This window comes from Waterburya agarophytonicola KI4 (assembly GCF_020640915.1).
Taxonomy (GTDB): Bacteria; Cyanobacteriota; Cyanobacteriia; order Cyanobacteriales; family Xenococcaceae; genus Waterburya; species Waterburya agarophytonicola.
On the sequence record NZ_JADWDC010000077.1, the window covers coordinates 1 to 20,576 of the forward strand.

The window sequence follows — 20,576 nt, forward strand, 5'->3', positions numbered from 1 at the left end:
CACACAACTTCCCTCTTGACTTGGCAAGTGGCGAACAAGCTCCTGTAGCTTTAACTGCTCCTTCCATCAACGGTTAATCCTATCTAAAGATTTAGATAAAAAAATGCTCTCCAATTCTTGGGGGGCATTTTTTTTGCTATATTTATCTCTAGGATTTGCCAAACAATTAGAGGTAGTCTGAAAAAACTGATGTTATAACGTAGAAAAGTCTTAAATAATTGAAATACTACGGTTAACACTCTTATCATATGTCTACCATCGAACAAATAAAACCTGCCAATAGAGCAGATGTAATTATTTACGTACCCTACTACTCTAAAAACAAACATAGTTGGTTGCCCCATGCGATCGCTTTATACCGTCAAGCATCTTTAGAAGGAGAGCGACAGGTGGAAGGAGGAGAGCCTATTCCGTTTGTTGCTAGCTGGTATGTATCCAAATTACCTTCCGAATTGACTCGTTGTCGTTTACAGTTTGATGGACAAGCGGAATTGAGTTATGAAGTAACAATGTCTAACTCAGAGTTTATTGATTACCTAATTGATGTCATCATGAACTTTAAACGTTCTAAGACAACAGACTTTCCCAGAACTTTTTACCGAAAACTGTTGCGCTTAGAATAAGTAAGCAAGAACAATAATTATAATCAACAAGGAGTGCGAGCGTGGCTAAATCTGCCAAACATCTTCTGATAGCTTCAACTGAGGCCTATAGCGGTAAATCAGCAACTATTTTGGGTTTGAGCCATTTATCTTTAGATAAGGGTATATCTATTGGTTATGGACAGCCTTTAGCAACTGGTTTCAAAGCCGATGCTAGCGATAGAGAAAAAACAGAAGATGTTGATTTTCTAGCTAACACTCTAGGTTTATCGGCAAATCAAATTCAAACCCCTTTATTGTTTTTAAATCGCCAAACAATTAATCAAAGACTAAAAGGGGACAATCAAGAAGACTATGCTCAAGCTTTGAAACAATATGTCAACAAAATCGAAGCTGATTTAGTTTTATTGGAAGGACCAAACAATCTCTGGGAAGGTAGTGTTTTCAATTTATCTGTCCCAGAAATTGCCGATTGTGTCGATGCTTCAATTCTATTAGTTGCTCGTTACGATCCCTTGATGATGGTGGGTAGTTTATTAACTGCGAAAAAGTTTTTGGGCGATCGCTTGCTGGGAATTATAATTAATGAAATTCCTGCAACAGAGTTAGAAAGCGCGGCAGAAACGGTCAAACCTTATCTAGAGAGACAAGAAATTCCTGTTTTGGGGATGATTCCTAAAGATAGGATTTTAAATAGTGTTAGCGTGAGAGAAATTGCCACCAGGCTAGATGCTAATGTCTTATGTTGCGAGGAACATTTAGATTGGATGGTGGAAAGCCTCAGCATTGGCGCAATGAATGTCAATTCTGCTTTGGGATATTTTCGTCAGAGGGATAATATGGCGGTAGTTACAGGGGGAGATCGAGCAGAATTACAAATGGCTGCTTTGGAAACTTCTACCCACTGTCTTATTTTAACTGGTCACATTCCTCCCAAAGATTTGATTATTGAACGAGCAGAAAGTTTAGATATTCCTATTTTATCGGTTAATACAGATACTTTAACGACGGTAGAAGTGGTTGATAGTGCTTTTGGCAAAGTTCCAATTTATGAAGAAATTAAAGTAAAACAAATTCAAAGTTTGATGAAAGAACATTTTGATATCGATAGATTACTTCAAGCTCTCGATATGGCGATCGCTACATCAGTTTAACTTTAAAAACAACATTTAGAATTCGATGGAATTATTTTCATGACAATTAACTTAAAAGTACCCAGTATGGTTTGCGATGGCTGCGTTTCAAGCATCGAAACGGCGATTCTTACCCACGAGCCAGAAGCAAAAGTTAGTATAAATTTGGATACTAAGGAAGTGACAGTAGATACAGAAGCTTCTGAAACGTCTATTAAGCAAATTATTACCGCAGCAGGATACGAAGTTGAATAATTAAATAATGTTAAATCGCCTATCTTTGGGATAATTTGCTTAATTACCATAGGATTTGATTAAAATGCCGATAAAAGCAAATAATCCAGTGATAGAGATAGAAATAGCGACGGTGAAAGCTAAAGACGAACGGGGTTGATATATGTAGTTATCTTTTTGTATATGACGCAATTCTTTGCGGTGTTCTAAAGCAGCTAAGAGAATTGCACTCGTCCCAATGGCAATAAAAGAAAGACCCAAAATTCTGGTTAAATGAAGCGGATCGTCAATATATTCATATATTGATGACTTTTGCAATGCGGTAACAATGCGATCGACCCCAAAGCCAAAACTAATTAAAGCCAAGCAGGTGCGTATCCAAGCCATTAAAGTACGTTCGGCAGCAGCGCGATTGCGCTCTTTAGCTAATTCTGTATTAATATTAGATCTGCGATCGCTCATAAATTAATTATTCATCCTGTCGAAATGTAGAAAATCAAATTATATCTACGAGTTTAAAGTCTCAATCGACAATTAACTATCAACCATTAACAATTCACTGTGAAGATATTTATTAGTACGGGAGAGGTTTCTGGAGATTTACAAGGTGCAATGTTGATTAAATCCTTGTTTAAAGTTGCTGGTGAGAAAAATATAGATCTAGAAATTTCTGGGTTGGGCGGCGATCGCATGGAGGATACAGGAGCAAATATTGTTGCCAACACAGCAGTAATTGGCTCGATGGGATTTGTAGAAGGAATTCCTTTTGTATTGCCCACAATCAAAATTCAGAATTTAGCGAAACAATATATTCGGCAAAATCCTCCCGATATTTTAGTAATAATTGATTATCCTACGCCAAATTTAGCTTTGGCTGCGTTTGTTAAACAAGAATTGCCCCACATACCAGTTGTTTATTATATTGCACCCCAAGATTGGGCTGTGCCAATGTTAAACAATACTCCCAAAATTGCTAAGGTGGTGGATAAATTGTTAGCAATTTTTCCTGCCGAAGCCGAGTATTTTGCCAATAAAAATATTGATGTAACTTGGGTCGGTCATCCTCTCCTAGATAGGATCGAACAAGCACCCGATCGAAACCAAGCAAGACTAAACTTAGATATTGCAAGTGAAGATAAGATAGTAACTCTCTTGCCTGCTTCTCGCCAACAAGAAATCAAATATTTACTTCCAGTAATGTGTCAAGCAGCACAAACAATATCCCAACAATTACCAGAAGTTAAATTTATCATTCCTGTATCCTTACCAACTTATCGCGACGCGATCGCTACAGCAGTAAAACAATATAATATTCCTGCAACGATTTTAGATAGTCAGACTCTTGATGCGATCGCTTGTGCGGATTTAGCTATCACTAAATCGGGTACGGTTAATTTAGAGATTGCGTTGCTCAATGTTCCTCAAGTAGTAATTTATCGTATCAGTCCGATTACTGCCTGGATAGGTCGCAGGTTAGGCTTTTCTGTGCCTTTAATGTCTCCTCCCAACTTAATCGTCGATCGCCAAATAGTCCCCGAATTTCAGCAAGAAGAAGTTACTGCGGAAAATATTTCGAGTGAAGCGATCGCCATATTATCTAATTTTTCCAGACAACAAAGAATAATAACAGGCTATCAAGAAATGCGATCGCTTTTGGGTTCTTTAGGGGTTTGCGATCGGGCTGCGAAGGAAATTTTCTTGCAAAAATAATTCCAAGTGTTATTTGTTATTTGTCAAAATAATAGGGCGAATCAAAAGTTATGCAAGAAGTCTATAGTGAAATAACAAAAATTCCTCTACTCTCTAAAAAAACTGAGAACATAGAGGAAAAAACAATTAAGGCGATCTAAATAGAAAAAGTCTATAGTTTGTGGTTTATAGCTACTGTAACTACATAACTATCTAAATCGTGACTACTATTTATCGATCGCAGCGATTTTAGGTGCAGTCATAAACTCCATCGAATACAAACTAGATGATATTTGAGTATTTTGCGCGATATTTTGAGCCAAGCTGGGTACAGAATTACGCAGCCTTGCAGTTAACTGACTTATGCTAGCGTCATAAATTTGCGTGACCAACTTGGGATATAAACCAATACCAATGATGGGAATTAATAGACAAGCAATTATAAATACTTCTCTAGGTTCGGCATCTACTAAATTAGTATGGTCTACTAACTCTTTATTTTCAGGACCATAAAGCATTTCGCGCAACATCGATAGTAGATAGATGGGAGTCAAAATTACGCCAATGGCAGCTAGGAAGATGATAATTACTTTAAAAGTAGAATTATAGGCATCACTAGTGGCGAAACCGACAAATACCATTAATTCTGCTACAAAACCACTCATTCCTGGTAGTGCTAAAGAAGCAAAAGAACAAGTCGTCCACATGGCAAAAATCTTCTTCATCTTTTGACCGACACCGCCCATCTCATCGAGCATTAAAGTATGGCTGCGGTCATAGGTAGCACCCACCATAAAGAAGAGACTAGCTCCAATTAAACCGTGAGAAATCATCTGTAGCATTGCGCCACTTGTCCCCAAGTCGGTAAAGGATGCTATCCCAATCAGGACAAAGCCCATGTGGGAAATCGATGAGTAGGCAATTTTTCGTTTCAGGTTGCGTTGGGCAAAAGAAGTTAAAGCAGCATAAACAATATTAACTACACCCAAAATTACCAACATTGGCGCAAAGAAAGCATGAGCGTCGGGTAACATTCCCGCATTCATCCTTAATAGGGCATATCCCCCCATTTTCAAGAGAATACCTGCTAGTAGCATATGGGCAGGGGCGGTTGCCTCTCCGTGGGCATCTGGCAGCCAAGTATGGAGGGGAAAAATAGGCAGCTTCACCCCGTAAGCAATCAAAAAGCCAGCATATAAGAATAATTGCAGATTAAAAGCATAATCCTTCGCTGCGATCGCACTCATGTTAAAGGTGACGGTGTCGCCATAGAATGCCATCGTTAAAGCCCCAACCAGAATGAACAGCGATCCTCCCGCAGTATAGAGAATGAACTTAGTTGCTGCATAAAGGCGTTTCTTGCCACCCCAGATAGATAAAATGAGGTACACAGGGACTAATTCTAATTCCCACACTAGAAAAAATAGCAACATATCTTGTACGGCAAAGACAGCAATTTGTCCGCCATACATTGCCAGCATCAAGAAATAGAATAGCTTGGGTTTATAGGTTACAGGCCAAGCTGCCATCATTGCCAGAGTGGTAATGAAGCCAGTTAGTAAGATCAAAGGCATTGATAAGCCATCAGCCCCCACAGACCAATTAAGGTCTAGTTGAGGTATCCAAGAGTAGCTTTCTACTAACTGTAAATCGGGGTTGCTAAAGTCATAATCTTGATAAAAACCATAGACCATCACCGCAAAATCAATCAAGCCCACAACCAGGGCATACCAACGTACAGTCTTGCCTTCCTTATCTGGAATTATCGGCAAAAATAAAGACGCAGCAATGGGAAATAAAATACAGGTGGTTAACCAAGGGAAGTGTGTCATATATATTTAAGAGCAAAAATCTTTTTAGAAATTCTAGTTATAGATTTCCTGTCTTTATCTACATGTTCTAAGGTAATTAAGCCAAACCGCCCCATTCTTAACAAATTGTTTATAGCCTGGTTTTTTTGGTAACTGGGGATCGAAGCATAAAATCAGCTAATTGCTAAGTAATCTCCGCGAATTAGGCGGATTTGTGCCAGAGTAAAGACAATCGGGATAACTCTAGCATAATTAGTCGCGATCGCTTTCCAGCCTAAGTCAGCCACAAAATAACTCCACACAATTGGCCCTAATAGGCTGAATATGCCCCTAGTCGCCCCATAACGGGCTGCATTGACCGCCATTCCCTTTTTAGCTGCTTGTAATGCCAATTGGTTCCCCAAACCAGCTACCGCCGTTGTGCCACCTTTGATTAAGGCTGTTTTTGCTGCTTGATAGGTGGCAAAATGAAGGGCAAACTGTTTGGCAATATGTTTGAGTAGCCACGATTTTAAGATGCTACTGACTGCCACAATACCAGTACCTTGGAGCAAGATTTTGAGGGGGTTGTGCTGTAACCCAAGAGGCAAAGGTTCGGGAGGATTCGCTCCTGCTAGTGCCGTGCCGATCTGTGTTTGAAGGAAATATTGTTCTTGAGGCGGTAGTTTATCCCAGGCTTTTGTAACTAAATGTAAAAAAATTTCTGCTTCGATATCGATAGCTTTCATTTTGCCAGAATAGGGAATCTTGAGATAGTGACAAACTTTAATTAATATTTCTCGATAGGATATTTCTTGAGTGCGTCCCCGCAAAACAGTGATTCCATCTGCTGCTAAATAACGAATTCTTCGATCTAAGTCGTCGATCCATATATCCCAGTCTTGACTTTGAACGTATAATGGCTCTGGAGTTTGCCAGTAGTCTAAAGGATTGAAACGACGACGGAATAATATTTGCGTGATTTGTTGTAATTCTTCTTCGGTTGCTAAACCTAGCCCTGCCCTTAATTCATCCAATTTCGCCTCCTCTACAACACTTTTAAAGCGCGATCGTTGCTTAATTTATCATCATACATTTTTGGATTATAACGAACACTTCAAAGTGTTCAACATTTTCGATTGATTTTGATATTTATTGATATTTATTGATATTTATTTTTTCTCACATTAGCCTTAAATTAACTGTAAACCAAAAGTAATACCCAAAGCGATCGCAACGAACAAAAAACTAGACTTTAGAGGCAAACTTCTTTGTGCTACCCAAGGGATCTGCCACCAAAAATAAGCCAAAATTAAAATTTCAGCTATGATAATTGTTCCCGCAATATCTACTGCTTCTCCTCTGCCCCAAATAACACCACTAGCTGCTACTAGTACAATAGGCACTCCTACTGCTAAAATCCCTCCTTGTATTCTTGCTGAATTGTCTGTTTTAGCAATTTCTACTGCCCCTAATTGGGTAATGCCAATCACGATCCCTGCTAAAATGGCGATCGCTATATCGACAATACTCGACTCCAGATGGTTGTTGATATAGCCCACGCTTCCCATTGCTATCGTGGTTAAACTGGCGATCGCGAATGTTCCTGAAATAACTTGTGCCTTGGCTGTATAATTGATATTCAAATCATACGCCCTCAAGATTTTACCACTGGTAATATCCTCTAAATCAACTGATAATAAAGCCTCTCTAGCAGCTAAAGCATTACTAAAACGTTTGCTCGCTTTGGCATTAGTCATTTTTTCTAGCCAACTCAAAAATTGTCGATTTAATTCGGGAAAAAGAGACTTTAAATCTAGCTGATAGGGGTCATCAGTTGATACTGAATCCCTAATTTCTACAATACTTTTGTTCGACAGCAGACAGACAATAGTAACTCCTAAGCTGTATATATCCGAAGCAAGACCAGGTTTGACAATTTGTTCTGGGGCAATAAATCCTGGTGTTCCTTTAAAAACACTACTCCCAGATGCTTCTTTGTTACCCAGACTAGCAAATCCAAAATCGATTAGATATACTCGCAATTTTTCATCTAATAAGATATTTTCTGGCTTAATGTCGCGGTGTAATATTGGAGGATTCTGCTGTTGTAGATAAATTAAAATTTCTAGAAATTTTAAGATAATTTGCTGAAGTTCAAGTAATGTTAATTGATTATAATTATTAAGACTTGAAGCTGGTATATATTCTTGAATTAGACAAAAACCATTTTCGGTTTCAATACTATCTAAATATTGAGGTATACCAGGATGATTTAGTTGTTGTAATAGTTTGATTTCTTGTTCATAAGCTTTATATCCCGACCAGCTCGAATCCTTTTTAGCAAAGCAAAACTGTTTGATTGCTACAATTTTTTGACTGGTTAAATGTTTTCCTTTCCAAGTAATGCGTCCACCCTCTCTATTGCATCCCAATTGTGCATCAATCTGGTATCCGTATTTGTTCAAATTGGGATATTCGCTCATTTTTAGTTGTGATTATAATTATTTGTTATTCTATTTTGATGTATTATAAGACACTAAAAAACATAGTATAAAATGGTAAAAAGAAAAAGCTTTAATTACTTTATTTGTATCTAGCAACTACAAAGCAAATTTAAAATTAATAAATATTATCATTAATCCCAAATTATTATTATCTCAGCCAACTTATAACTTAGTTAGGTTAGAGCGATATAAAAAATATTATATGTCAGCTAAAAATATATTATTAGTAGAAGATAATCCTGACGATCGCGAGTTAATGAAACTGGCTTTTGCTCGGGAAGAGATTCCTCACAACTTAATTGTTCTCTCTGATGGCATAGAGGCTTTAAATTACTTAATCGGACAAGAACACTTTCAGGATAATTTTACCCAGACGACGGGGAACAACCAACCAAAGTTTAGTATGCCAGCCTTGATCCTGCTCGATCTTAATTTACCTAAGATTGATGGAATTGAAGTTTTGCGTCGCCTTCGCGCTCATCCTAAAACGAGATTATTACCTGTCGTAATAATTAGCTCCTCAAATGAGCCACAGGACATCATAGACAGTTATATTAATGGTTGCAACAGTTATATTCGCAAACCAATTCACTTTACTCAACTACAAAAATTTGTTAAAGAGATAAGTACCTATTGGTTAACTGTTAATCAGCTTCCACCTGTTTTTGGAGTCCTAAATGAATAAACTTCTGCGAGTCTTAATTGTCGAAGATTCAGAAGATGATGCGGAACTATTAGCTATAGAATTAGAACGCGGCGGTTACGAAATTATTCACCAGAGAGTTGATACCAAAGGAGATATGGAGTCTGCTCTCAAAAAGTCTCTCCCTTGGGATATCGTTTTGGCTGATTATTCCATGCCCAAATTTAGCGCGATCGCTGCTCTTAATTTACTTAAAGAATGGGAGTTGGATTTACCTTTTGTGATTGTTTCGGGCAAAATCGGCGAAGATACTGCCGTAGCAGCGATGAAAGCAGGAGCCCATGACTATTTAGTTAAAGGAAAACTCGCTCGGCTCATTCCCGCAGTAGAGAGAGAATTGAGAGAAGCGGTATTACGAGAAGAATATCGTGCTGCTCAACAAAGATTGAGGTATTTAGCTTTTTACGACAAGCTCACCAACCTACCCAACCGCACTTTATTTATCGAGCATTTGAACCGAGAAATAGCCTATTGTCGAGAATTTAAGGGCAGTTTAGTTGCTTCAGAATCCTCTAATTTATTGGCTGTCTTATTGTTGAGTATCGATCGCTTTCGCAGTATTAAACAAAGTTTGGGATATCAAATTAGCGAACAGCTACTAACAGGAGTGGCTCGTCGTTTAGAAGAATATATCCAACAGGAAAATTCTAATATTATCGCCAGAGTCAGCGAAGATGAATTTGCGGTATTAGTAAACAATATTCAGGACGAGGGAGATATTCTCAATCGAGCAGAAAATATTTATCGTCAGCTAATTAAACCTTTCAAAATCGGTAACAGCACTGTTTGTTCTACCGTTAGTATTGGTATTGCTTTAAATAAACATAACCAACAACAACCAGAAAAACTTTTACAGTCGGCAGATACTGCCATGCAATATGCCAAAGTTAATTTCGTCAAAACCTCAGTCTTGTTCGACGAAAAAATGCAGAGTAATGCGGTAGAAAAGCTACAGCTAGAAAGCGATCTCCAACAAGCAATCAACGAGAAGCAATTATTTTTAAAATATCAACCGATAGTTTCGCTGCGAACAGGCAAAATAAATTGCTTAGAAGCTTTAGTTCGATGGCAGCACAATTCTTTAGGGACGATTTCTCCAGATAAATTTATTCCTATTTCTGAAGAAACTGGTCAAATAATTGCTCTGGGTCAATGGGTACTATCAGAAGCGTGCTATCAATTAGTAGCTTGGCAAAAATCTTTTGCCAGGGATATTTCTCTGACTATGAGCATCAATTTATCGCGAATTCAAATATATCATCCCGAATTGATCCCTCAAATAGATTGTCTCTTGGAAACTCTAAATTTAGCAGGAAAAGACTTGAAATTGGAAATTACCGAAAGTACTCTGATGGAGAATACCACCGCTGTCACCAAAGTTTTAGAAAAGCTCAAAGAACGAGATATCAAACTTTGTTTGGATGATTTTGGCACTGGTTATTCTTCTTTAAGCTACCTGCGTTATTTACCCGTGGATACGGTTAAAATAGATCGTTCTTTTATTGGTCCTGAAATCAACAGCACCAACTACGACATCATTAAAGCGATCGTTAATTTGGCTCATAGTTTGGGTTTGGATGTAATCGCCGAAGGTATTGAGACTGAAACTCAAAGAGATATTCTTAAAGAATTGGGTTGTGAATACGGACAAGGATATCTGTTTGCTTATCCCCTCAATAGTGGAGATGTCTTAGCAACCGTTAGCAACAATCAATAAATATAAATAGGAATCAAAAATTAAAACATCGCCTTAATATATTCGCGACGCATAGTAGAGATAGTATCCAAAGAAATACCTTTGGGACATACGGCGGTACATTCTCCATGATTGGAACAATCTCCAAAACCTTCTGTTGCCATTTGGGCTGTCATGTTGGATACTCGTTGTTTGCGTTCGGGATCTCCTTGAGGTAGTAAAGCCAGATGAGAGACTTTAGCTGCGGTAAACAACGAAGCAGAAGCATTGGGACAAGCTGCAACACAAGCACCACAACCAATACAAGCAGCATAATCAAAAGCGCGATCGCTATTATCTTTTGCCACGGGTAAAGAATTAGCATCGGGGGCAGCCCCCGTATTTACTGAGATATAGCCCCCCGCAGCCACAATGCGATCGAGGGCAGAGCGATCGACTACTAAATCTTTAATTAGAGGAAACGCTTTTGCTCGCCAAGGTTCGACAGTAATAGTATCGCCATCATTGAAACTTCTAAGATGTAGCTGACATACCGCAGTTTGTTTTTGCTCTCCATGAGCCACACCATTAATCATCATGCCACAAGAACCACAAATTCCTTCCCCGCAGTCGCTATCAAAGGCTACGGGTTCTCGGTTATCCTTGATTAGCTGCTCGTTAAGCACGTCTAATAATTCAATAAATGACATACTGGGATGAGCATTTGCCACGGTATATTCTTCTAGCTTTCCTTTACTTTCAGCATCCTTTTGTCGCCAAATTTTTAAATTGATTTTCATACTATCGTGCTATTTATTTATTTATTTATTTATTTAATTCGATCCTTAAAGTCAATTAATAACTGCATGTTATCGATCATAAGGCTTTTTAAATCTTGAGTTAGGGGTAATATTCCTTGTGCGCCAAACCATCGCTCAAAAATTGCTACATATTCGGGTTTATCGTCTAGAAAGCCTTGCATAAAGTCAACTAAGCTGTAGTTAACAACATTGAGTAGGGGAGAATTATTTTCCGCCACCATACAAGCGATACCTTCGTGGGAATAGTCGCCCATAATTTGATAGTTTTGTGGGTTAGGACTATTATTCAGCCAACTTTCTAATAAAATACCATCAGAAGCAAAAGCGTCTATTTTTCCATTCTCTAATGCCTCATAACCCGCAGCTCTATCCTTAAATATAACCATCTCAGCTTCAGGTTGGGCGAGTCTAATACTTCTTTCATTAGTAGTTTTGGCGATCGCGCCTACCCGTTTCCCCGCCAAAGATGCAGGATCCCAAAAATCGTTACCTTTTTTGGCGAGTAATCTTGTCCCAGTGGAGCTATAACTAAAGGAAAAATCCACTAGGCGATCGCGTTTCCAAGTAAAGCTACTGGCATCGCAGACAATATCTACATCTCCATCTATCAATTCTGGAATACGTTCTTTCGGCTGTAGTGCTACTAATTCTAATTCAATGTCTCGATCTAATTCTATTTCTAACTGTTCGGTAATTAAATTTAAGATATCAATCGAATAACCAACTAATTCCCCTGCTTCGTTACGATAGGCGAAAGGCAGAGCATCTTTACTCGTACCTGCGGTAAATTTTCCCGTGCGCTCGATCTTTTCTAAGACAGTTTCGGCGATCGCACTAGGGCTAGGCAAAATCAAGAAACCAAAACTTAAAACTGAGATAGCCGTCGTTTTTGCCCACAAGTACTGCAACATATATAATTCCTGTTCTTATCTAAGGTTCGTTACTGTAGTACGCCAAAAAAAACAGATTGACCAGTTTTCTAACTATTATTTAACAAAATTCTAAAAGATATTATTATTTGTGAATAACTAATGGAAATAAAACTGTGAGTCGAATATTTTTAGCGATCGCTGCTTCCTTGGGAGGAATTTCGGTAATTTTAGGAGCTTTTGCTAGTCACGCCCTCAAAGATAGATTGAGCGATCGCGCTTTGGAAATTTGGGAAACTGGAACAAAATATCAGATGTATCATGCCCTAGCTTTGATTTTAGTAGCATTACTTCTAGAACGTATGGCTGTTGGTTCGACATCTTTATTTTTAGTGATTGCTGGATCTGCTTTTATTGTGGGAATAATTCTCTTTTCTGGCAGTTTGTATGCCCTCAGTTTAAGCGGAATTAAAATATTAGGCGCAGTTACTCCTTTGGGTGGGGTGGCATTTATTACTGGCTGGATTTGTTTGGCGATCGCAGCCTTGAATATGGACTAATGAATAAAGTTAAACCAAATTTAAGAGATGATTATGAGCGAAATCTGCCATAAATAGCAGTAAAATCTTACTTGTATGAAATTTTAAGCTAATAGCTAATATTACTAATAAAAATTAAATTAATAATCTAAAAGCCAACTATGCGTATTGCTCTTTTTACTGAAACATTTCTACCCAAAGTTGATGGCATTGTTACCCGCTTGCGCCATACTATCGAACATCTAGAACGAAATGGCGATCGCGTTTTGGTAGTTGCTCCCGAAGGTGGTTTGACAGAGTATAAAGGAGCAAAAGTATATGGCGTACCTGGAATGCCTTTGCCGTTATATCCCGAACTAAAATTAGCATTGCCTCCTATTGGTACAAAAAATGCGATCGAAGAATTTCAGCCAGATTTAATTCACGTTGTTAATCCCGCTTTTTTGGGAGTAGGAGGCATTTATTATGCCAAAACGATGAATATACCCTTAGTGGCTTCTTATCATACTCATTTGCCTCAATATCTTCAGCATTATGGCTTAGGAGTATTGGAAGGATTATTATGGGAACTATTAAAAGCTGCCCACAACCAAGCCAGACTAAATCTCTGTACTTCTAGCGCGATGGTTCAAGAACTAGAAAATCATGGCATCGAACGAGTAGACTTATGGCAGCGAGGCGTGGATACCGAAATGTTCCAACCCCATTTAGCCTCGGTTCAAATGCGATCGCGTTTATCTCAAGGAAATCCTCAAGATCCTCTATTACTCTATGTTGGTCGAGTCTCGGCAGAAAAACAAATCGATGAAATCAAACCAGTATTAGAAGCCATACCTAATTCTAGACTAGCGATCGTCGGTGATGGGCCAAACAGGGAAGCTTTAGAAGCCCATTTTGCAGGGACAAATACCAACTTTGTCGGTTATCTCCAAGGATTAGAACTAGCGTCGGCATTTGCCTCGGCTGATGCCTTTGTCTTTCCTTCCCGTACCGAAACTCTGGGCTTAGTCTTACTCGAAGCAATGGCTGCGGGTTGCCCTGTGGTTGCAGCCAGATCTGGCGGTATTCCCGATATCGTAACTGATGGCGTTAATGGTTATTTATTTGAACCAGACGATCCCGAAGGTGCAATTACTGCAACGAAAGCTTTACTAGAAGCAAAAGAAATTAGAGAAGAATTACGCACCAATGCTAGAAATGAAGCCGAACAGTGGGGTTGGGCTGCTGCAACTCGTCAATTGCAAGGTTATTATCGAGGTGTTTTAAGTCCTAGCTACGATCTTTCTTCTGCTGCATGATCAGTAAGAAGTAAGTAGATAGTTATTTACTGTTGCAAACAATTAATAGTTTGATTAATAACTAGGAAATAGAAACAAACAAAAAATTGTGAGTTTTAATTTACAGCTATATCAAGAAACTTGGCTCAAAATCGCTCGCATTGCCATAATCAATACTTTATCCAATAATATTCAAACAATTCCTTTACGGGTATTCGATAGTCTTACTTCAAGCAATACTAAACTATGGGAATTAATTGATCGCGGTACACCAACACCTACGGCGGTAATTGCACTACAGCAAACCGCAGGTAAAGGACAGTGGGGCAATAGTTGGGTTTCCTCTGGTGGGGGATTATATCTTTCTGTGGCTTTGGATATAGACTTAGATATTAATCATAGTTCTCATTTGGTAATGGCAACGGCTTGGGGAATTGCCACCGTCTTAAGATACTATCAACTACCTGTAACTATTAAATGGTCTAACGATTTGATTTTAGATAATCGTAAGTTAGGGGGAATAAAAATAGAAACTCGCAATCATAAAAAGAAATTGATTAAAGCTGTTATTGGTGTGGGAATAAATTGGCATAATCCCATTCCTAATGTGGGTATAAATCTTAAATCTTATTACCAAAACAAAGCAATAAAATCTATTAATTCGTTAGAAGAATTAACTGCGATTGCCAGTTATGGCATTAGCTTTGGATATCAATATTATCTATCCGTAGGAATCGAACAATTATTAGCAAATTATTTAGCAATTTTAAATAGTATTGGCAAACAAGTAATCATTAATAATAGTTTGGGAGAAGTAATAGGAGTGACACAAGATGGAAAAATAAAAATTCAACTGAGATCCCCTGGAGCATCTAGCACCATAACTTTTGCACCAGGACAAATCAGCTTAGGTTATTAAAACACAGAATAAAAACACTTCATGATTTTGAAGTGTTAGAAATCATTGCTAGACCTAAATTCCTGCTTGCAAGATTAGTTGGTTACAATCAATCATCAAAACGGATGATATCATCATCACCCAAATATTCTCCATTTTGCACTTCAATCATTACTAAAGGAATGACTCCAGGATTTTCTACGCGATGAGCAGTATTCATTGGTACATAAGTAGATTGATTTTGCATCACCAAAGTTTCTTGACCATTACAAACTACTTTTGCTGTACCAGAAACCACGATCCAATGCTCGCTACGATGATAGTGCATTTGGGTACTCATGTGTTCTCCAGGTTTGATTTCGATACGGTTAATACAGTATCTTTCTCCTTTATCTAGAGATTCGACTTTGCCATAAGGCGGGGTACGGGTTATTTCTTTATTAGTGATGGATATAGTTTCAACATCACTTTGCTTTCCATTATCTTCACTCACGGTCAACTCCAGGTTTTTATAGCTTTATCTATAAGTTTAATTTTAATTAAATATAACCCTCTCGAACAACTATAGTTTTTTGACTTGATAAGTATAAAAATTACCTAAAATTCCGATAGTCTCAATATGATAGTCAGATAAAGGGCTGGGGAAAGACAAATCTGCTTGATAAATACTAAAGAGCAAAAAATTTTGCTTGGTTGTTTGTCGATCGATAACCTCGGCTAAATAAGGACTCGCAGTATCAACTATGATATGGCATTGGCTTTCTAGCAATGCACCCAATTCCTCTGTAACTTGGGTACATACTTTATCTTTTAGTTGAGTTTTGAGGGTGATATTGGCGTATTTTTGATAATTTTCTTCTTGAGGATTGGTAAAGATAGCGATCGCACCTAGAGCGATCGCTACAATTCCGAAAATACTTGTATTTCTCAACCTTGTCATGTATTTTAAAACTATATTTTATTTTTTCTAATTTTAGATTATTTAGATATTAATACCAATTATGGTGCTATAATGATAAACCGAACAAGTATGGCGGGCGTAGCCAAGTGGTTAAGGCAGTGGTTTGTGGTACCACCATTCGCGGGTTCAACTCCCGTCGTCCGCCCTTTATTTACTGCAAACCTGACAGTAAGTGTTTAGCGTTGTGCAAGAGAATACATGGGTGGATACTCACAATTGGCAGAGAACAAGAAATTGCTTCTAATTAGTCTTAATTAGCGATCGCACATCTTCATCTTCTTCCAAATCAGAATTTAATAAGTTTGTTAGATAAGGTTTCATTAATTCTGAATACTCACAGATAATGATGGTCATTATTAGTTGATGAGATAATTAGCTTATGACTCCAAAGCGATGGAAGCGCATGATGCGAAGCGAATCCTTTAGGGCATCAAGACAGCGATCCCATAGCGTTCCCGAAGGAAAATCGCCCACATTAGGAGATCAGCTAACTCAAGGTGCGCCCCTAGCAGTATTGATGGTATTGTCCCTTTCGATCCTCTATCAACTGCGGTCGATTTTACAGTTAATTGCGATCGCTATTCTAGTTTCCCTGGTATTACAAACCCTGCTAAGTCAGCTAGAAAAACTGCTCAAGCAACGTTGGCTAGCGATTATATCTCTAGTTATTGGCATAGTTGGATTGACAGTACTGTTGCCCATCGTTATTCTTCCCGATCTTGTAGTTGAGTTTCAAAAACTTACCTCAAAATTGCCCGAATATCTGAGTAGCTTGACTCAGCAGTCTCAAAATCTTCATGCCCACTACAGCTTTATTCCCGATATTTCAACAGAAATTACTAAATTAAATGATTTTCTCTATGGTCTGGTTAAATCATTACCATTGTTATTAGAAAAAGCCTTGGGAATTACTGTTGAAGCTTTTGCGATCCTGATTTTAGCCCTCTATATTACCTACGATCCTGGCTTTTTAGCAGAGGGATTATTACGATTGACCCCTCGTCGTCATCATTCTTCAGTCAAGCGCATTTTGAAAACTATGCGAGTGCGACTTCAAGGCTGGATGAGCGGTACATTTTTGGCAATGCTGTTTCTGGGTATTGGTGTGGGCATAGGACTCTGGATTTTGGGCATTCCATTAGTTTTGCCCTTTGCTATTATTGCAGGGTTATTTGAAATAATTCCTTTCTTTGGTAGTTTTGTTGGAGGCTTTTTACCCGCGCTAGTCGCTTTAACTATTTCACCACTAAAGCTAGTTTTAGTTGTAGTTCTATTTTTAATACTCAATCAAATTGATTCTCATATTTTTCAACCGATAGTGGTTGGGCATCAGGTCAACTTAAACCCTGTAGGCGTAGTGATTACAGTTCTCATCATGAGCGAACTATTAGGAATTGTTGGTCTAATTTTTGCGATTCCTGCTGCGGTAGTAATCATGAGTTTGTTCGATGAGTTTACTGCCAAAGCAAGTCTAGCGGAAACGGCTAGATTTGAGCCGCCATCATAGTTGAAATTTGTCTTTGGTGCGATTGCCCTTTTCCAATCTAACTATTGAAACCCAAATAACAAAACGGTTTGATAAAAACAAAAGCTAGCCACCCATGCCAACGTCAAAGAAAACGCCAAAGAAAACAGGGTAAACTGCCAAGATTTTGACTCATTCAAAAGCGTTGCGACTGTAGTTAGACAAGGAGTATAAAGTAAGCAGAAGATGCAAAAACTATACCCTTGAGCAAAGGTAACGGTATCGGAAATATGACCACTTACAGCGATCGCATTTAAGCCATAGATAACCGCCAGCGAACCCACGACAATTTCTTTTGCCACAAAGCCAAAAATTAACGCCAGAGTTAAATAAGGATCGATGCCAAGAGGAGACATAATCGGCGTAAGAAACTGACCGATCTGCCCACCAATAGTATCAAGTCCCGTAGCATTTAGAGGTAAATTAGTTACTCCCCAAGCAGCAATACAGCCAAAGGTAATAAAGCCTGTTGCCCTAGTGAGAAAATGCTTGACTTCTCCCCAACCCCTGATAATCACCTGTTTCCAGGTGGGAAAGCGATAGGGAGGTAGCTCTAATACAAACGGTTCGTCATTTTTAAACACTCCTTGAAATATAGCAGCAGTGGCGATCGCAGCGACAAAACTGAGTAAATACAAAGAGAATAAAACAATTGCCCCATTTCGATTCGGAAAAACCGCAGCAATGATAAAGACAAATACCTGTAAGCGAGCCGAACACAAGGAAAAAGGAATAGTCAGCATGGTCAGCAAGCGTAGTGCCTGAGAGCGCATGACTCTAGTTCCCATCAAAGCAGGAACATTACAGCCAAAGCCCATCATCTGCATCACAAAACTGCGACCATCCAAACCAATTCGACCCATCAACGCATCCATCAAGTAAGCCGAACGAGAAAGATAGCCACTATCTTCTAAAATAGCCATCAAAATAAAGAACAGGACGATTAAAGGCACAAAGCCCGTTACCGTAGCTAATCCATTCCAGATACCGTCAATCAGAAAATTCTGGATAATTTCAGGGAAAGGGCTAAGAATGGGCTCAATTAAGCTAGTTTGCATCCATGCGGTTAAATCTCCAACTAAGCCTTGAGCGGGTAAGCCAATATTCCAGATCAGAGAGAAAACTAAATACATCCCTAAGAAAAATAAAGGCAGTCCCCACACTGGATCTAATAAAATGCGATCGAGCCTGGTGGTTAAATTAACCCCTATCCTGTCGGGCATGGTTACAACTCCGCTCAAAACCGACTCTATTTGTTGAGGCGTAATCTCAGCACAGTTGTTTAAACAGGTTGGACTCTCTTGTATTGTTTGAGACTGTTGTCCCAGAGCAGAGGAAATTTCTCGATAAACCCGGCCATAGCCTTTGCCATACTTAGCACTAATCAATACTGTAGGCATATCTAGACGTTGAGCTAATTCATCGGTGTCAATTTTTACGCCGTATTGCTCTGCCTCGTCTGCCATATTCAGTATAACTACTGCGGGTAAACCTAAAGCCTTTATTTGCAGAGGTAAAGCGATTTGACGGTCTATTTGAGAAGCATTGAGGATGACAATTACCAAATCGAGGGGATATTTGGCGATAAATTTTCTCGCTACTTTCTCATCGTCGGAGAAACCATTAAAATCATATATTCCTGGTAGGTCTACTAATTCCGTAAGTTTACCGCCAATTTTGACCTGAGCCTGAAGAAAACTTACGGTCATTCCTGGCCAATTACCTACGGCAGCAGCAGCACCCGTGAGGCGATTAAAGAAGGTAGATTTCCCTGTATTGGGCATTCCCACCAACACGACTCGTTTGAGATGACGTGACTGTGTTGCGCTATTTAAAGTTGAGGTATCGTTGTGACAGCTAGTAAATTTATTTAGATTATTTAGATTATTTTTGTTTGCCTGATTCATTTTTAATGACTTACCTTCTCAAAGAGAATTTAAGCAGTGAACTTGAACCATCTTCGCTTCTTGACGGCGGATGGCAATTTCAGTCGTCGAACCTAACCTAATATGCAGAGGTCCTCCAAAACTGGCTTTGCGTATGACTTGAATTTGTTTATCAGGAGTAATTCCGATCGCCAGAAGTCGTTTCCCTAACTCTTTTTCCTGGTGGTTGAGCTTTAAATGTTTAACCACGGCTAATTTTCCCGATTCTAATTCTGCTAAGGTCATTAGGAACAATAATTAATAATTTATCTCAATAACTATCATACTTTAGAGATGTAAAAGAATGAATTGAAAGTTTACTTCCCAGAGCGGATGCGCCAGAATACACCTAATGTAATTTGTTTCATCAGCCCATAAAAGACAGTCAAAACAAAAAAGGTGATAAGTATCACTAGCAAGGGTTTTTTAGCGGTTAGATCGTTGACAGTGGAAGTCAAAATAACATGGGGTTGGGTAACAAAATCCCAACTATTAAAACGTAGAAATCTACCCAAATAAATGCCCACCGCACATAAAGCATGAACCAGAATTTCTCCTGTAAAAACAAACTTCTTTGCACCCTGTTGTTCTAGATAATAGCTTTGATTAATTAAGGAAATTACATAGGCTTCCCAACCGATGAGAATGGCAAATAAATGTAGAGGAATAAAAATTAATGTAGTAATCCAAATAGAATAACCCGCACGAATTGCCTCAATTAAATGAATTATATCTGTCAATAAATAGGCAGCATTTGGTAAAAAAGCGATAAAAACCAGCAAGCCAAGCCACCACAAAGGCGATCGCCTTTTGCTCGATCTAATAAATAGCCAAAAGCTCAAAGCTAATGGAATAAAAGCTAAAAATAAGTTCCAAACAATCCAACCGCTATATTTATTAAATGCGTCAAAGGCATTGGTAAGTATAGATTCCATGCTTCTGCTTTAGATAAAATAAGTTATCTAATTTTTCATTTCAAAAAATAGATAATAATAGATAATAATTTAATGTTGGAAATTGAATAAAAACCTGGATATTTCCCGATTTTATGACCAACATTTACTATTTTAAGCCGTCTGTATGTCGCACGAGTGTCAATTTGATTCAAACTTTGTGACAAAGCTCAGAACTATTAAAAAAATTAGCTTTTGAGTGATTTGATCGATATATTTAAGGGGTAATTTATAGAAATATGACAGAACTGAGATATTTCTGTCACAGGATTTACATATTTTTGGGTTTATATAAGAGAGAAATTTAGTTTAGAGAGTTCAATCTTGAAAAGTCTCGAAATTAATCCTCTAAATAAATCTAATTGCGATCGCCTTGATAATTTGCTTAACGATCGCAACAGTAATATAAATAAGGAACTAAATAAGCTTAGACGCACCTAGTTTAGGTTATAATCAGGGAAAAAAAAGAGCGATC

Annotated in this window: 21 protein-coding genes, 1 tRNA gene and 1 pseudogene; 12 read left to right on the plus strand and 11 right to left on the minus strand. The window is 38.3% G+C overall.

Annotated elements, in window-relative coordinates:
- From I4641_RS24320 to I4641_RS20310, 4 genes and pseudogenes are all read left to right on the plus strand, one after another.
- A pseudogene (locus tag I4641_RS24320) lies at positions 1-77 on the plus strand (photosystem Q(B) 2 domain protein); the annotation flags it as partial.
- A 171-nt stretch (positions 78-248) separates the two neighbouring features.
- On the plus strand, positions 249-623 hold the full coding sequence (ebsA, locus tag I4641_RS20300) for a type IV pilus biogenesis protein EbsA (RefSeq protein ID WP_229642410.1): 375 nt from the start codon (positions 249-251) through the stop codon (positions 621-623).
- 41 nt (positions 624-664) lie between these two features.
- A complete protein-coding gene (locus tag I4641_RS20305; protein WP_229642411.1) occupies positions 665-1,756 on the plus strand; it encodes a phosphotransacetylase family protein in 1,092 nt (363 codons plus the stop codon).
- Positions 1,757-1,795: 39 nt separating this feature from the next.
- The gene (locus tag I4641_RS20310; protein WP_229642412.1) at positions 1,796-1,990 is read left to right on the plus strand and encodes a heavy-metal-associated domain-containing protein; all 195 of its coding nucleotides are present in this window, start codon (positions 1,796-1,798) and stop codon (positions 1,988-1,990) included.
- Positions 1,991-2,029: 39 nt separating this feature from the next.
- Here the strand turns inward: I4641_RS20310 and I4641_RS20315 are convergent, their stop codons facing one another.
- Positions 2,030-2,431, minus strand: coding sequence for a YidH family protein (locus I4641_RS20315; protein WP_229642413.1), 402 nt, complete (start codon positions 2,429-2,431; stop codon positions 2,030-2,032).
- Positions 2,432-2,530: 99 nt separating this feature from the next.
- Between I4641_RS20315 and lpxB the strand changes: the two genes are divergently transcribed.
- On the plus strand, positions 2,531-3,679 hold the full coding sequence (gene lpxB, locus I4641_RS20320; protein WP_229642414.1) for a lipid-A-disaccharide synthase: 1,149 nt from the start codon (positions 2,531-2,533) through the stop codon (positions 3,677-3,679).
- Between the two features lie 206 nt (positions 3,680-3,885).
- On the opposite strand, the gene I4641_RS20325 is transcribed toward lpxB, so the two are convergent.
- The 3 genes from I4641_RS20325 to I4641_RS20335 all read right to left on the minus strand — a co-directional run bounded on the left by I4641_RS20325 (position 3,886) and on the right by I4641_RS20335 (position 7,934).
- The gene (locus I4641_RS20325; protein ID WP_229642415.1) at positions 3,886-5,490 is read right to left on the minus strand and encodes an NAD(P)H-quinone oxidoreductase subunit 4; all 1,605 of its coding nucleotides are present in this window, start codon (positions 5,488-5,490) and stop codon (positions 3,886-3,888) included.
- A 152-nt stretch (positions 5,491-5,642) separates the two neighbouring features.
- Positions 5,643-6,485: a YaaW family protein gene (locus I4641_RS20330; protein ID WP_229642416.1), complete on the minus strand. Its 843-nt coding sequence runs from the start codon at positions 6,483-6,485 to the stop codon at positions 5,643-5,645.
- Between the two features lie 156 nt (positions 6,486-6,641).
- Positions 6,642-7,934 carry a serine/threonine protein kinase gene (locus I4641_RS20335; RefSeq protein ID WP_229642417.1) on the minus strand — a complete coding sequence of 431 codons (1,293 nt, stop codon included), beginning with the start codon at positions 7,932-7,934 and terminating at the stop codon, positions 6,642-6,644.
- Positions 7,935-8,157: 223 nt separating this feature from the next.
- Between I4641_RS20335 and I4641_RS20340 the strand changes: the two genes are divergently transcribed.
- Together I4641_RS20340 and I4641_RS20345 are read left to right on the plus strand one after the other, a co-directional pair.
- The gene (locus tag I4641_RS20340; RefSeq protein WP_229642418.1) at positions 8,158-8,640 is read left to right on the plus strand and encodes a response regulator; all 483 of its coding nucleotides are present in this window, start codon (positions 8,158-8,160) and stop codon (positions 8,638-8,640) included.
- On the plus strand, positions 8,633-10,375 hold the full coding sequence (locus I4641_RS20345; RefSeq protein WP_229642419.1) for an EAL domain-containing protein: 1,743 nt from the start codon (positions 8,633-8,635) through the stop codon (positions 10,373-10,375). The genes I4641_RS20340 and I4641_RS20345 overlap by 8 nt, the downstream gene beginning before the upstream one ends.
- A 20-nt stretch (positions 10,376-10,395) precedes the next feature.
- Here the strand turns inward: I4641_RS20345 and I4641_RS20350 are convergent, their stop codons facing one another.
- Entirely contained in the window at positions 10,396-11,133 is a 738-nt protein-coding gene (locus tag I4641_RS20350) for a succinate dehydrogenase/fumarate reductase iron-sulfur subunit (RefSeq protein WP_229642420.1), read from the minus strand.
- Between the two features lie 29 nt (positions 11,134-11,162).
- Positions 11,163-12,065 (minus strand): amino acid ABC transporter substrate-binding protein, encoded by a 903-nt coding sequence (locus I4641_RS20355; protein ID WP_229642421.1) that lies wholly within the window; start codon positions 12,063-12,065, stop codon positions 11,163-11,165.
- A 134-nt stretch (positions 12,066-12,199) separates the two neighbouring features.
- Between I4641_RS20355 and I4641_RS20360 the strand changes: the two genes are divergently transcribed.
- The 3 genes from I4641_RS20360 (at position 12,200) to I4641_RS20370 (ending at position 14,758) form a co-directional block, all read left to right on the plus strand.
- A complete protein-coding gene (locus I4641_RS20360) occupies positions 12,200-12,583 on the plus strand; it encodes a DUF423 domain-containing protein (RefSeq protein ID WP_229642422.1) in 384 nt (127 codons plus the stop codon).
- Positions 12,584-12,723: 140 nt separating this feature from the next.
- A complete protein-coding gene (locus I4641_RS20365; RefSeq protein ID WP_229642423.1) occupies positions 12,724-13,860 on the plus strand; it encodes a glycosyltransferase family 4 protein in 1,137 nt (378 codons plus the stop codon).
- 88 nt (positions 13,861-13,948) lie between these two features.
- Positions 13,949-14,758 carry a biotin--[acetyl-CoA-carboxylase] ligase gene (locus tag I4641_RS20370; protein WP_229642424.1) on the plus strand — a complete coding sequence of 270 codons (810 nt, stop codon included), beginning with the start codon at positions 13,949-13,951 and terminating at the stop codon, positions 14,756-14,758.
- Between the two features lie 88 nt (positions 14,759-14,846).
- On the opposite strand, the gene I4641_RS20375 is transcribed toward I4641_RS20370, so the two are convergent.
- Both I4641_RS20375 and I4641_RS20380 read right to left on the minus strand, forming a co-directional pair.
- Positions 14,847-15,185 carry a cupin domain-containing protein gene (locus tag I4641_RS20375; RefSeq protein ID WP_439655363.1) on the minus strand — a complete coding sequence of 113 codons (339 nt, stop codon included), beginning with the start codon at positions 15,183-15,185 and terminating at the stop codon, positions 14,847-14,849.
- Positions 15,186-15,299: 114 nt separating this feature from the next.
- Positions 15,300-15,677: a DUF4359 domain-containing protein gene (locus tag I4641_RS20380; RefSeq protein WP_229642426.1), complete on the minus strand. Its 378-nt coding sequence runs from the start codon at positions 15,675-15,677 to the stop codon at positions 15,300-15,302.
- A 93-nt stretch (positions 15,678-15,770) separates the two neighbouring features.
- On the opposite strand from I4641_RS20380, the gene I4641_RS20385 reads away from it, so the two are divergent.
- Positions 15,771-15,843: transfer RNA gene (locus tag I4641_RS20385), tRNA-His, on the plus strand.
- A 234-nt stretch (positions 15,844-16,077) separates the two neighbouring features.
- A complete protein-coding gene (locus I4641_RS20390) occupies positions 16,078-17,205 on the plus strand; it encodes an AI-2E family transporter (RefSeq protein WP_229642427.1) in 1,128 nt (375 codons plus the stop codon).
- A gap of 41 nt (positions 17,206-17,246) precedes the next feature.
- Here the strand turns inward: I4641_RS20390 and feoB are convergent, their stop codons facing one another.
- The 3 genes from feoB to I4641_RS20405 all read right to left on the minus strand — a co-directional run bounded on the left by feoB (position 17,247) and on the right by I4641_RS20405 (position 20,083).
- On the minus strand, positions 17,247-19,130 hold the full coding sequence (gene feoB, locus I4641_RS20395) for a ferrous iron transport protein B (protein ID WP_229642428.1): 1,884 nt from the start codon (positions 19,128-19,130) through the stop codon (positions 17,247-17,249).
- Between the two features lie 18 nt (positions 19,131-19,148).
- Positions 19,149-19,394, minus strand: a complete 246-nt coding sequence (locus tag I4641_RS20400; protein WP_229642429.1) for a FeoA family protein — start codon at positions 19,392-19,394, stop codon at positions 19,149-19,151.
- Positions 19,395-19,465: 71 nt separating this feature from the next.
- Positions 19,466-20,083, minus strand: a complete 618-nt coding sequence (locus I4641_RS20405; RefSeq protein ID WP_229642430.1) for a DUF1361 domain-containing protein — start codon at positions 20,081-20,083, stop codon at positions 19,466-19,468.
- Positions 20,084-20,576 lie beyond the last annotated feature (493 nt).

Coding starts and splice junctions, on each gene's coding strand:
- ebsA (WP_229642410.1), top strand. CDS start 249: ATGTCTACCATCGAACAAATAAAACCTGCCAATAGAGCAGATGTAATT.
- I4641_RS20310 (WP_229642412.1), top strand. CDS start 1,796: ATGACAATTAACTTAAAAGTACCCAGTATGGTTTGCGATGGCTGCGTT.
- I4641_RS20315 (WP_229642413.1), bottom strand. CDS start 2,431: ATGAGCGATCGCAGATCTAATATTAATACAGAATTAGCTAAAGAGCGC.
- I4641_RS20325 (WP_229642415.1), bottom strand. CDS start 5,490: ATGACACACTTCCCTTGGTTAACCACCTGTATTTTATTTCCCATTGCT.
- I4641_RS20335 (WP_229642417.1), bottom strand. CDS start 7,934: ATGAGCGAATATCCCAATTTGAACAAATACGGATACCAGATTGATGCA.
- I4641_RS20340 (WP_229642418.1), top strand. CDS start 8,158: ATGTCAGCTAAAAATATATTATTAGTAGAAGATAATCCTGACGATCGC.
- I4641_RS20345 (WP_229642419.1), top strand. CDS start 8,633: ATGAATAAACTTCTGCGAGTCTTAATTGTCGAAGATTCAGAAGATGAT.
- I4641_RS20350 (WP_229642420.1), bottom strand. CDS start 11,133: ATGAAAATCAATTTAAAAATTTGGCGACAAAAGGATGCTGAAAGTAAA.
- I4641_RS20355 (WP_229642421.1), bottom strand. CDS start 12,065: ATGTTGCAGTACTTGTGGGCAAAAACGACGGCTATCTCAGTTTTAAGT.
- I4641_RS20365 (WP_229642423.1), top strand. CDS start 12,724: ATGCGTATTGCTCTTTTTACTGAAACATTTCTACCCAAAGTTGATGGC.
- I4641_RS20380 (WP_229642426.1), bottom strand. CDS start 15,677: ATGACAAGGTTGAGAAATACAAGTATTTTCGGAATTGTAGCGATCGCT.
- I4641_RS20390 (WP_229642427.1), top strand. CDS start 16,078: ATGACTCCAAAGCGATGGAAGCGCATGATGCGAAGCGAATCCTTTAGG.
- feoB (WP_229642428.1), bottom strand. CDS start 19,130: ATGAATCAGGCAAACAAAAATAATCTAAATAATCTAAATAAATTTACT.
- I4641_RS20400 (WP_229642429.1), bottom strand. CDS start 19,394: ATGACCTTAGCAGAATTAGAATCGGGAAAATTAGCCGTGGTTAAACAT.
- I4641_RS20405 (WP_229642430.1), bottom strand. CDS start 20,083: ATGGAATCTATACTTACCAATGCCTTTGACGCATTTAATAAATATAGC.